Source organism: Treponema succinifaciens DSM 2489 (assembly GCF_000195275.1).
Classification (GTDB): domain Bacteria; phylum Spirochaetota; class Spirochaetia; order Treponematales; family Treponemataceae; genus Treponema_D; species Treponema_D succinifaciens.
Genome location: NC_015385.1, coordinates 1,611,664 through 1,623,721, shown reverse-complemented (window position 1 = coordinate 1,623,721; position 12,058 = coordinate 1,611,664). Strand labels below are relative to the sequence as shown.

9 protein-coding genes are annotated in these 12,058 nt (G+C 40.0%); 5 read left to right on the top strand and 4 right to left on the bottom strand.

The features are described from left to right. The first annotated feature begins 162 nt into the window (after nucleotides 1-162). From TRESU_RS07670 to TRESU_RS07650, 5 genes are all read left to right on the top strand, one after another. The gene (locus TRESU_RS07670; protein WP_013701682.1) at nucleotides 163-1,467 is read left to right on the top strand and encodes a hypothetical protein; all 1,305 of its coding nucleotides are present in this window, start codon (nucleotides 163-165) and stop codon (nucleotides 1,465-1,467) included. Nucleotides 1,468-1,789: 322 nt separating this feature from the next. Beyond that, a complete protein-coding gene (locus TRESU_RS07665; RefSeq protein ID WP_013701681.1) occupies nucleotides 1,790-2,674 on the top strand; it encodes a hypothetical protein in 885 nt (294 codons plus the stop codon). Beyond that, a complete protein-coding gene (locus tag TRESU_RS07660) occupies nucleotides 2,667-3,323 on the top strand; it encodes a hypothetical protein (protein WP_148228280.1) in 657 nt (218 codons plus the stop codon). Before TRESU_RS07665 ends, TRESU_RS07660 begins: the two co-directional genes overlap by 8 nt. A gap of 92 nt (nucleotides 3,324-3,415) precedes the next feature. Continuing rightward, a complete protein-coding gene (locus TRESU_RS14270) occupies nucleotides 3,416-3,910 on the top strand; it encodes a hypothetical protein (RefSeq protein WP_013701679.1) in 495 nt (164 codons plus the stop codon). Nucleotides 3,911-3,981: 71 nt separating this feature from the next. Further along, nucleotides 3,982-5,844, top strand: coding sequence for a TonB-dependent receptor (locus TRESU_RS07650; RefSeq protein WP_013701678.1), 1,863 nt, complete (start codon nucleotides 3,982-3,984; stop codon nucleotides 5,842-5,844). A 2-nt stretch (nucleotides 5,845-5,846) separates the two neighbouring features. On the opposite strand, the gene TRESU_RS07645 is transcribed toward TRESU_RS07650, so the two are convergent. The 4 genes from TRESU_RS07645 to TRESU_RS07630 form a co-directional block, all read right to left on the bottom strand. Further along, a complete protein-coding gene (locus TRESU_RS07645; RefSeq protein WP_013701677.1) occupies nucleotides 5,847-6,761 on the bottom strand; it encodes an Rpn family recombination-promoting nuclease/putative transposase in 915 nt (304 codons plus the stop codon). Nucleotides 6,762-6,936: 175 nt separating this feature from the next. Further along, nucleotides 6,937-9,519: a helicase-related protein gene (locus TRESU_RS07640; RefSeq protein ID WP_013701676.1), complete on the bottom strand. Its 2,583-nt coding sequence runs from the start codon at nucleotides 9,517-9,519 to the stop codon at nucleotides 6,937-6,939. Then, complete coding sequence (locus TRESU_RS07635) at nucleotides 9,510-10,688, bottom strand: CapA family protein (RefSeq protein ID WP_013701675.1); 1,179 nt, start codon at nucleotides 10,686-10,688, stop codon at nucleotides 9,510-9,512. The genes TRESU_RS07640 and TRESU_RS07635 overlap by 10 nt, the downstream gene beginning before the upstream one ends. Nucleotides 10,689-11,126: 438 nt before the next feature. Continuing rightward, nucleotides 11,127-11,969, bottom strand: a complete 843-nt coding sequence (locus tag TRESU_RS07630) for a DNA/RNA non-specific endonuclease (protein ID WP_013701674.1) — start codon at nucleotides 11,967-11,969, stop codon at nucleotides 11,127-11,129. Between the last annotated feature and the right edge of the window lie 89 nt (nucleotides 11,970-12,058).

The following is a 12,058-nucleotide window of genomic DNA, read 5'->3' as shown; positions in this document are numbered from 1 at the left end:
GTTTACATTAACTATATATACGATTTTTTTCAAAAACTGCAAGGCTTCCGAAATAATCAACTGTGCCATTTGATTTTTTTGTGTTTTCTCTGTAAAATCAGTAACTAATATTATGCTACTTTGTTTATAGCACTTTTCTTTTTTAACTTTTGGAGGCTTTAAGTGAAAAAGTTTGTTTTGGGAATTGCCGCTGCGCTTTTTGTTGGAGCAGCTGCTAGCGCGCAGGTTTTGGAAAGAGCGCAGATTAAGAACACTTTGTGGACTGGATTTGGAAATCCGTTTGACGGCGACACAATGTTCTATGGTTTTACTGATATTTTTCAGGCAAGATTTGATCAGGGCAAGTTCACGATGGACGGAATGCTCAACATGGGCGCATTGGCCAACTATGAAAACGGCGGCGATGTTGACAACTTTGAAATTGGAACAACAAACTTGAATCCGCTTGCTCTTCACTACGGACGCAATACTCGTAACACGAATGAAGAAAATTATAACAATGCTGTTAATTCAAACAATACAATTACAGACGCTTTTTATTTGAACTTTGTTTACCATATTAACCGCAACTTTGATTTTGGAATGGGAACAAAACTCAACTGGAAGGTTGGACCTGCTCCGGGATATGGCGACTGGGTTTGGGGACCTAATGCTCACGTAAGACAGGGCGGATTCAGCACAGCTTACGATGACCGCTCAGGCTCATTTGCTCCTAGCTCAACTTCATCAGACTGCGCAGGCTACTACAAGTTTACAGTTGACAGACCAGGCACTGCTGATGTTGTTGGATTCATCCCTTATTCAAATTCCTATGCAAGAAGAGGTCTTGGCGTAAGATATGTTTCAAAAGGAAAAATGAATTTTGAAGCTGGCGCTGTTCTTCCTAACGGATTCAACACAGATGATCCTGCTGTAAACTTTGGTGTGAAATTCGCTCCTGTAAACTGGGTTAGCATTGGCGCTGTAATGGAAGGTGCATTTGAAGATGCCGCAAACTTCTATGCAGGCTCAACAATCGGCGCAAAAAACTTTGTTCTTGATGTTTACCTTGCAATGGATTCTTTGTTCACAAAAGAAAAGGATGACGAGGCTTATGGAATTGGAGGAGCAATTACATTCTCTCTTCCAAACTCAAAACTTTCTTTGCGTCCGGAAGCCGGCTTGAACTTATTTGAAAACGATGATTACACATTCGCCTGGTACGCTGGAGCTGCTCTTATTGTTCCTATTAACAAGGACTTCCAGTTCAATGCTTATGGTTCGCTTGCATTTGGTTCTAAGGACAAAGACTGGGATGATGACGACTGGAACGGCGGACACATCTTTACAATCCGTCCTTCTGTAAAATACAAGTTCTCTAAAAAGACTGACTTTGATCTTAACCTGAACTTGGAAAACAGAAAGGCATTCGACGGAAAAACACGCAACGCTTGGTCTTGCGGTTTCTATGTAAGCCACATTCTGTAAAAAAAGATCTTCGGGTCAATGCCCGAAGATGACAGTATTACAATCCTGTCATGGGGATGTCTCAAAAGTACCTTTTATGTCATTTTCGGGCTTGACCCGAAAATCTAATGTATAGTTAGAGATTGTTAACCGAGTTTCTTTCAGAAACATCGCAGTATCAAGTACGGCAATGACATTTGGAACATATTAGACATCCCTATCTGTGTAAGCGCATTTATTTCTATATAAATGCAGAGAATATGCTGTGGAATTCAGCTGAGGACCCACCACCGTAAAATCCGGACTTCTCTTAACTCTTTTTTTCGTTTAGGGGGACATCTAAATGAAGTTTATAAAGGCGTGCTCTGCCTTCTTTTTAATTTCCTTTCTTTTTGCCTCGTGCATGGACAATGTAGGCGATTCTGACAACAGCGGAACTATCGGTTCAAATTCTTCTTCAGGCTCAAGCAATGCAAATCAAAATGATGCAAATCAAAACAATGCAAGAGCCTTGCTTTATGAAGAAGTTGCAAATACTGTGTGGTTTGCTTCAAATGAATATAGATTCGATTTTCCAGAAGATAAAGATAAAAAGATTGTTTATTTAAATTATATGCCGGACGGTATTAATACGGAACGATGGATTCAGCTTACCGCAGAAGAAAACGGCATAACAAAAGCGAAGATTATTTATTCTACAAATATACGCGAAATAGGAAAAACTTCTGAAGTTTCTTTTTATAAAGAAAGCAATGGCAATGTTTACTTTAAATGCGATTTTCTTTCTGCAACAGGTATGCAGATTGCCACAGATAACAGTGCTTCGTTTTTTGACTATGAAAAAGTTCCTGCATTAAAATCTGACTATCTTTCAAATTTTGATGGAAAATATAAATTGAATAATAAAGGCTGGGAGCTGCAAATTGGCGCAAAGCTCAGCATTTCTAAAGATGTAAGCCATTACTGGTTTGCAAATGTTCTTGCCACAGAATATGACGAGAACACAAAAACTTATGATTTGCTTTTGGCTCACACTTCCCAAAAAGGTGCGGCAGGCTCAACTAGTCCTGGCATAACTGGAAACGAGCCTTTTATAACAAAGCAAGGTCTGTTTTGGAATCACTGTACCCTAAAAAACAATGGGGGGGGGCGAGTGGAGAATCCAATGGTCTTCGGATTGGTACGACAGCCCTGCGGAAGCTATGGATTCCACTCTGGATATGGATGACACATTTAATGGTCCTTCTGAAACATTGATTCACTATGTCTTTAACTTCTACTTTGGAGAACCTGTTCAGTCAAAAGACAGTAGCTTGGAATATTGGACAGTGGAAAGAGGAGAGTGGATAGGCGACTATAAAGAGGATTCTGATGTTGCAAAAAATTGGACCTGGGCTGAAATAAAAAGCCATATTCCTAGCTACACAATTCCAGAAGATAAAATTGTGGATTACTGGTGGTATGGTTTGCCTAATTCATTTTATGTTAACAAAGATTCCTATGTTCATGAATTGAAATCTGGTTCTGCTGAATTGTCTTTGGAAAGTTATGATATTTATCTTGCATTGAAAGATAAAGAGTCTCCTATTACTCCTGGTTTTGTGCCATCTGGAGAATATGAATTGAAAGGCACTGCTTGGGCTGGATATAAGGTTTCTTTTTCTGGTTCGTCATGTACCATTAGTTATCCTTTTGGAGATAATACTGAAAGTAAAACATTTGATGTAGTTCCTGATATTGAGAACAATCCATATTTTCAGGATTTTGGAGGTGGCTACCCGAAAATAAGAATATTTTACAATCTTACGGGTAAATATCAAGTAAAACTTTATACTACAAGTAGAAAAACTACTAACGTAGTAGAATGGTCTAAATAAAGGATTAGCTTGCAATAAATTATACTGTTGTGTTCTTGTTTATAAACAGTTTAATTGCAAATTAATTCTATCTTAATTGCATGGAGTTTTTTATGAAAAACACAAAATTTTCTTTTAACCGCGCCTGGTTGGTATTGACCGCGCTTTTGATGTCTGCACTTGTCGCAGTTTCTTTCACAAGCTGTAAATCAGATGACGACGATGCTTCTATTTATGGAACATGGAAAAGTTCTTATGGAGAAATTTATGATATTTCAACTACGGAATTAAAAAATGGCGGAAGTTGGGGTAATTGTTATGCTGGAAACAATCTTACTGTAAGAAAAATTTCTGATTCTGCTGGAATTGTTTATATAAAGTATACACGGTCAATAATTTACGGTTCTACGGATTATTCAGAAAATGCTCCTGATGTTGGCAAATGGTATGCTATAAGCTATAAAAATTTAACGGATGACACTGTTTCAATATCTGGCGCATACAAGTCTGGGGGGGCAACTTCCACAGAGACTCTGGATGAAGCGGTTTCAGAATTTACTATAGAAAACGGATATTTTGGAAAATATTCCGACTGCACAAGACAGTAATAAAAAGTGCGGAAGTCAATTTTACAAATTTAAAATATATCTTCGGGGCAAATCCCGAAGATGTCATTGGTATGAAAAATCTGTTTGCTTTTCTCTTTGCTTTGTCTGCTTCTTTGTATTCCTTTTCTCAGGAACTGGAGCTTCCGGGCATTACAACAACAATTCACCGCGCAAAAAATCCAGAGCTTATCGTTCTGGACGAAGATGCTTTGTCTTCTTTTTCTTGTGCAGAACAGGCTTTGGAAAGCGCGGGTTTCGCCTTTAAAAAAGGAAACAATGAGCTTACATTTCATGGCTATTGGAATTCTTCAATAAAAATTTACATAAACAATGTGCTTGTGAACGATCCCAATACCGGCAAGTTTGATTTTTCTACTTTGGACTTTTCCACTGTAAAATCTATAAAAGTAAATCCTGCCGCGGTAAACGGCTCTGTTGCAATTTACATAACTACGGTTTCCTGCGACTTTAGCAAGATTCATGCAGGCGCGGAACTAAAAACTCAAAGTTATCTTTCATCCGTGAACGACAGTCCTGCGGCAAGAACTGAATTTTCTGTTCCACTTATTTTTGAAAACGGCTCATCTCTTTTTGTGCACGAAGCTTTCAATGTTTCGCACAAGAAAAATCATTTTGGCTACCGTTCGCTGGATGCAACTTACAAGCCGGATTTTAGCGATTCGTATTCAGGCTACAAGAAAAAATATTCAGGCTATGAGCGCACGCTTTTTAACAATTCACTTTTTGCGGAATTCGCCACGCAAAAATTTCCTGGCGCTTCGTTTGGATTTTCAAGCTATGCAAGCTATTCAGAGGCTAACTGCGGAAAAACTGGCGGTGTATATTTTACGGAGGAAAATCAAAAAGACCTTTCGCTTGTTTTTGCGCTTCCTGTGTTTCTTCCGTTTGAAAAATGGAACTTAAAAGTTTTGCCATCGTACAAATATTCAGACCTTGACTACACAAAGCACGCCCGCTTTTCAGATTTAGGAAACGAATACAAAGTAAGTAATTTTTCTTTTCAGGCGGAAACTTCTGTCTTGGACTTTTTGGAATTTTACGCGCTTTGTTCTTATGATTTTTCTGATGAAATTTCTTCTGGCAAAGAAAATGCAAATTATTCACATTCGCTTTTTTCTGCGTTCTTTTCTCCGTCTGTAAAGTTTGAAATTTTGGGCTGGAACTTTTCTATGTCGCTTCCACTCGATTATTTTGAGCTTTCAAATACTTTGAGTTTGCTCTACAGTTTTTCAGCAGAACGGAACTTAGAAAATTTTGCTTTTTTCTTTAAGGCTTCAAAAAACATAACGAATCCAGTTTTTCAGCAGCTTTATTATTCAGGTGATGGCGGAACCGGAAATCCAGATTTAAAGAGCGAAAGCGCATATTCGTTTTACACAGGACTTTTGTACTCGCAAAAATTCGAAGTTTCTGTAAAGCCTTTTTTGATTTTTTATAAGGACAAAATCGGGTGGGTGAGCGATACAAGCGGCTCTTGGTCGCCGGACAACTGGGGCTCATCCGTGAATTGGGGCGCGGACTTTTATTTTTCCACCAAAGAGCTTTTTGGCAATCTTGAATTTTCTGCAAGCTATACTTTTTGCAAGGCTGTCTTGACTTCAGGTGGAAGCACGGATGGAAATCAGATAATGTACACACCTGTGCATACTTTTTCTTTGACTGAAAAATATTCGTTTTTTAATGATTTTATTTGGACAACAGTTTTTTCTTATAATTCAAAAAAATATACAAGCAATAGCAATATTCTTTATGTGCCTGATTATTTTAATTTGGATACAAGCCTTTCCTGGACAGGAAAAAAATTTTATGCGCAGTTTTTGTGGCAAAATGTTTTTGACTTTCAGTATGTCCATGTTGACGGCTATCCTGCGCCAGGAGCATCATTCACATTGAGCGCAGGAATAAAACTGTAAGCTTATTGCATTTTCTTTTTAAGCTCTAAAATTTTTTCAAGCGGAATACTTGTGACTATTGAAATTTGCTCTGGTGTTCCTATTTTTTCTTTAAGCATTTTTTGTGCAGTTTCAATAACTTTCTGATTTGTCATGTCTTGAGCAATTTCTTGAGCCATATCTTGGGCAATTTCTTGAGCCATGTCTTGAGCAAGTTCTTGAGCCATATCTTGAGCAAGTTCTTTGGCAAGTTCCTTGGCTTTTTCATTGGACTGAATGGCCATTTCCTGTTCCCATGTCATAAACCTGTGCCTCCACTGCGCATTTGTTTTTACCCGCTCGACCAGCGCGGAGAGCCTGTCTGTGAAACCGGAGCTAGGCTCTTTTCCACAGAGATATTTGAAAAATGCTCTCAGCTCCTCGGACTTCATTGTATCATACTTTTTCGCATTGAAAAAGACATTTACTGTTCCGTCGTCCATCAGAAAGTCATTGTCCTCGTCGGCGCGGTATCGGAATGTGTACACAGGAAATCCTTTTCCGAAAGCATCTCCCATGCAGAGAAAGACAACGTAGCTCTCATTAAGCACATCATAGCCGGTTCCATGCTGCACATTGTCAACATCCATCAGTCCTTGGTAATAGCGGGCGCGTTTTGCAAGAGAGGTGCTGTGCGTTGTCTGGATTTCTATGTCGAATGAGCGGCCGTTTCCGTCCTTTACATATACATCGAATCTTATTCCGTGCGAGATGAAATCTGTTTTAAGTGATTTTTCCGCGGCTGGCTTTTCGATTCTGTCAATTTTGAGGTTCAGAAGAATCTCAATGAGATGCTTGCAGACTTCCGGGTTGTCCTCAAGGACTTTGCAGAAGATGAAGTTGTCGGCGAGTGTGAGCCGCTCCCATTTTTGAGCTGGCGTGAGTTCGTGTCTTTGCATTTTTTTTCCTGTTTGCGTTGAAAATTTCTATAAATACTTATTGCCGAAAAAATACAAAAAATGCACGGTTTTGAAGAGTTTTTTATGAGAAGCAGGGATTTGTTGTGGTTTTAAAAGTGGAAAAAATAATCCCATGATTTTTCATGGGATTGATAGAAAGTAAAGTTTTAATTATTTACTTATACATTCCGTTCAAAAGTCTGTAGAGCATATTGATTTTTTCTTTTTTTGAAATATCAAGCTCTGAATCTTTTGTATCGTCGATGAGTTTTTCAAGAGAAGCGAGGCTTTCATTAAGCGCAGTTGTAAATCCTCTTGAAACCTTGAACCAGTAGGTTCCGTTTCCGTCTGTAAACAGGCAGACGAACCCCAATTCTTTTGAAGCGGCTTTTGCGATTGTAATGCGCATTGCAAAGTCAATGTTTTTTACAAGCTGTTCAAGTCCGCCGTTTTCAAAGATGTTTATGTTCAGTTTGCGCGGCCAGGACTTTTCATCAATCGGATTCAAGTTGAGCGTTTTTGAAATCTTCATTATTACTTCCATTTTTTCACCGGAAAGAAGCTTGAAGCCGCCATTCATAAGAATTACGCCTTTCATTCCTGCGACGTTGTTCAGAAGGCTTTCGTTTGTTTCTTTTGAGACTGCGCTTTTGAATTCATTCCAAGGAAGAAGTAATGTTTTTTTGCCTTTGATTTTTTTGCATTCGAATGATTCTCCGCCGAATGAAACTGTGTTTTCATCCTTTTTCTTGTCTTCTTTTTTTGCGCCTTTTTTACTTTCCTGCTTTTCTTTTTTCTTTGATTCTTTCGCTGTCTGTACTTTTTCTGTTCTGTCCTTTTCTTTTTCCGCGCGGATTTTGTTGAGTTTTTCTTCAAGTCCAGGACTTATCTGCTCAAGTATTTTTTTTGTAAGAGGCGAAACACTCATTGCAAACATTCTGCTTGTTCGAACAATTTCCCCGGCTACAATGTAAACTGGATTCGCCTTGAACATCGATGAGCCGGGATGAATTGAAATATGGTCCTGCGTAAGGCTTCTGTAGTTTTCTCTTCCTTCGCGCACGCATACAAACTGAATCATTCCACATCCAATACAACAAAGATAGTCTTCCATGTTTCCGTTGCTCAAGACTGGAAGTTGAAGCTTTTGCGACACGATTTCTTCAAGCTGAATTTTTATGTTCTGGATTTCAGCCATCACGCGCTCATCAAGATAATTTTTTTTGCAGAACGCTTCCTTGTTTTTCATTTCTGAATACGTCCTGAACATTTTTACGTAGGCAACAAAGTCTCCCTGCATATCTCTGAATGAATGGTGGGCTTGCCGTGCGTCCATTTCTTCTCCAACAGGAAGCACAAACGGAGACTGCGCGCTTAAGAATGAAGATGCAATCAAAACTTCTTCCATTACATTTGGATAGCGCATTATGCTTTCTACGATTATTCGGCTTATGCGAGGCTCAAGTGGGAATTGTACCATAAGTTTTCCTATGCTGGAAAGGGAGCCGTCCTTTTCAAGCGCGCCCAGCATATTCAGTGTGTTCACTGCACCTACAAGACCTTCGTGTCCGGGGGGCGAAATAAAATCGAATTTCTCAAATTCTGTTATTCCAAGCTCTGCCATGCGCAAAACGACTTCGCTCAAGTCTGTTCTGTAAATCTCTTCTGTTGTGTATTCCTGTCGGCTTTCAAAATCCTTGCGTGAATAAAGCCTGTAGCAAGTTCCTTCGCAGGTGCGTCCGGCTCTTCCTCTTCTCTGGCTGCAGCTTGCGCGGCTTACTGGAGTTTCCACAAGGCTTGAAGTGAATGTCTTTGGGCTGTAGAAATTCAGCTTTGCAAGTCCTGAATCAATTACTGTTGTAATTCCGTTTATTGTAATGGAAGTTTCTGCAATGTTCGTGCTAAGGACAACTTTCTTTTTTCCGAATGGAGCGTTGTCAAAAACCCGTTCCTGCTCTTCTTTTGGAAGCCTGCCGTAAAGCGGAACAATATGGATCTTGTTTCTGAATGTGGAATTGTAAAGCCGCTGCATGCAGTCCTTTATTATTTTTTCGCCCGGAAGGAAAACCAGAATGTCTCCTGTTTCCTTGTTGTCCAGTACACGGTCGATTGTCTTTTCTATCTTTCCAAGGATTGCTTCAACCCCGGCTTCTGTTGTTGTGGTCGGCTTGGATTCAGGCGGATCGTAAACCATCGCCACAGGAAATGTCTGTGTTTCAATATTTATGATAGGGCAGTTTCCAAAGTACCTGCTGAAGTTTTCCGCGTTCATTGTCGCAGAGCTTACTATTACCTTAAAGTCGTGGCGCACTGCAAGAATTCTTTTTAAAAGTCCAAGCGCAAAGTCTATGTTCAAGCTGCGTTCATGCGCTTCGTCCACCATGATAACGGAATACTTGCTCATGTAAGGATCCAGTTTCATTTCCTGCAAAAGAATTCCGTCTGTCATTATTTTGATTTTTGTTGTTGGATCGGTCTTGTCTTCAAAGCGCACTTTATAGCCTACAAGCCCCGGATATTTTGTCTTTAGCTGCTTTGCAATGAACTCGCTTACACTTAACGCCGCAATTCTTCTTGGCTGGGTTACGGCGATTGTTCCTGTCTGCGAATATCCGGCTTCATGCAGGATAACGGGAAGCTGCGTGGTTTTTCCAGAGCCGGTCGGACTTTGCACTATTATAACTTGATTGCTTTTTAACGCTTCAAGGATTCTTTCTTTCTGCTCATAGACAGGAAGGTTTTTGTAGTTTATTGACATCTATTTTTTCCTTTTATTTGTTCCATAAGTCTTTTTCGTTCTGAAAGATACGGTTTCCATTTTGAAGTTTCTTCCAGTGTATTTAGAAATTCATCATTCAGCTTTTTTATGACGAAATATTTCTCATCTGTAATCAGCGTTGTAACAAGAACTGGATTCACCCAGGAGATTTTTGCACCGCCGGAATCCTTTTCAAAGGCAACCTGCGAAACATAGCCGTCTCCTGTGTATTCCCGTCTGTTGGCTGGATTCGAAAATTCAGGATTTCTTCTTTGCCCGCTGATTGTGTTTCCCATTGCATAGAAGATAATCTTTCTAGGAACTCCATCGTAAGATATAAGTTCCCACTCTTTTGCAACGTGCGGATGGTTTATCCAAAGAACGTCAACGCCGGAATCAATAAGTGCATGATAAAATTTTTTTTGATTTTCAGCAATGGTCAGAACATATTCTTCTTCCGCGCAGTGAAAGCTTAATATCAGCAAGTCGCATTCAGTCTTTTTCTGCTTTATAAGCTCAAGGAATTTCTCACGCTCTTTTTTCGCGGGCTTAAGGAAGTCAAAGTATTCAATGTCTGTCCACTGGTTTGCAAGCTCAGTTACAGCGGCAAAAAGAATTCTCCATCCGTCTTTTTCAATTGGAATGAACTCTATTTGCTCTCCTTTGTGCTTTTTGATTCCGGCAAAATAAAGCTCCTTGTTCTGCGCGTTTAGCTGGTTCTGCTTTCTTTCAAAGTATTTCCGGGTTGATTCAAGCCCCGCTTTTCCAAAGTCATTGCAATGGTTATTCACAAGGCTGAACACATTGAATCCGGCTTCGATAGCTGCGTCTGCATAGCTTTCTTTTACACTGAACCGCGGATATGAAGAAAAGTCTTTTTTGTCATCCACGGAAGTTTCAAGGTTCGCAAATGAAAAGGCGGCTTGCTTTATGATGTCTTCAATTTCCGTGTAAATGTCCTGGAAGTTTCCCCTTGTGTTTTCGGAATGCGCCATTATGTCGCCTGCAAATGTAAGCAGAAGCTTTCCGTCCAGAAAGTTTTGAGATGTAACAAGCTCGTCTTCTTTTATTTCAAATTCATTTACTTTAGGCTCTTCTACTTTGGAGGATTCGCATGAAGCAAGCAGCAGTCCGGCTAGAAAGATTGCACTAATAAACACTCTTTTCATTGATAGAAATTATATAGTCAACCTCTGAAAATTGCAATTTTTATCGTTGTTATTACCCTTGTCTTTATTGCCATTATCCGGTTTGACTGGATAATCTTGTGTAAAAGATTTCCGCATCAAGCGCGGGAATGACAGTTAATACAAGCCTAAGAATGACATTTAGGTAATTCTTGAAATATTAAGGTGCCTAATATGCTAATATTAGTGTGTCAAATAAGGGCTTATTAGGGTGTCCAGTATGCTCGTATTGGACTGTCCATATAGGCCTACTATGGGGTGTGCATAGCGTTCGCTATGGTGGGGGCGTAGAGTGCTCTATGGGATGTTCGTAGTGGACGCTATAGGGTGTCCATAGAGAGCTACTATTGATACTCCATAGAAGAGAATACGGCAATGTTAGAGTACAGAATATGAAATCAACAGTTTAATCAAGGCTTGTTATTGCTGGATTTGCTCTGGCTTGTTCCTGTTGCCATTATCCGGTTTGACTGGATAATCTTTTGTAAATATGTTTTCTGTCTGGCTTTCAACTTCTTCTTCAATGGAATCGTCTAGCGCGCTGAAAAAGTCTATGCCGCATCTTTCTTCCACTTCATTTACGCATACTTTGTACGAGAAAATGTCATGTCCGCTCTTTTCGTTGGGAATTATAAATCCTATTGACTGCCAGTTTCCGGCCTTGTCTTTTGCAAGAAGGACTTTGTAAAAATATTCGGGGACACGGACTTTGCTTTGCCCTATGAAGCTGTATTCTTCCGGCTGTTTTTCAAGAACCGGGCCTGTCGCTACAATCAGAAAGTCCAGGCTTTTCGCATATTTTCTGACTTGGGCTTCAAGCTCTTTCCAAATTCCCCTGTTGAACTGCGGAGCTTGTGGCGTTATGTTGCTCATTAAAAAGCTTTCGTTTTCGCTTTGCCCGCTCCAAGCCATGTCTGCTGCCGGAGCAAGGTGTCCTCTGTCATATCCGCTTGCCTTGTAGTCTGAAAGTTTCGCGCTTCCTGTTGAAATGTTCTTGTCTTCGGTGAAGTTGTTTGTCCGCCGGGCGTTTTTTATGAGTTTTTCCTGCGTGAGCGTGTAGCTTACCCATTCTGCGTCCTTGTAGCTGTTCCTAAAGCACATTGAGAAACCGGAATATTTGTGGACTTCGTGGTCGCCTGAGGGTTCGCCGCAAATTGAGACGGGGCAGAGCGGAATTTCCAGTTCTGATATTTCCTGCGGAAAAACTGATGCCACAAGCAAAATATGCAGGGAAACAAGGATTATTTTATGCTTAAAGTTCATACATAAAAGCTATTTTAATTCTAAAAGCGTGTGTGTCAACTGGGCGAACATTTTGAGCAACTGATTGCGCGCCTTTGCAAATCTATGTT

Bases quoted from the DNA above. Each gene is read 5' to 3' on its own strand.
- TRESU_RS07665 (WP_013701681.1), top strand. From the start codon at position 1,790: ATGAAGTTTATAAAGGCGTGCTCTGCCTTCTTTTTAATTTCCTTTCTT.
- TRESU_RS07660 (WP_148228280.1), top strand. From the start codon at position 2,667: ATGGATGACACATTTAATGGTCCTTCTGAAACATTGATTCACTATGTC.
- TRESU_RS14270 (WP_013701679.1), top strand. From the start codon at position 3,416: ATGAAAAACACAAAATTTTCTTTTAACCGCGCCTGGTTGGTATTGACC.
- TRESU_RS07650 (WP_013701678.1), top strand. From the start codon at position 3,982: ATGAAAAATCTGTTTGCTTTTCTCTTTGCTTTGTCTGCTTCTTTGTAT.
- TRESU_RS07645 (WP_013701677.1), bottom strand. From the start codon at position 6,761: ATGCAAAGACACGAACTCACGCCAGCTCAAAAATGGGAGCGGCTCACA.
- TRESU_RS07640 (WP_013701676.1), bottom strand. From the start codon at position 9,519: ATGTCAATAAACTACAAAAACCTTCCTGTCTATGAGCAGAAAGAAAGA.
- TRESU_RS07635 (WP_013701675.1), bottom strand. From the start codon at position 10,688: ATGAAAAGAGTGTTTATTAGTGCAATCTTTCTAGCCGGACTGCTGCTT.
- TRESU_RS07630 (WP_013701674.1), bottom strand. From the start codon at position 11,969: ATGAACTTTAAGCATAAAATAATCCTTGTTTCCCTGCATATTTTGCTT.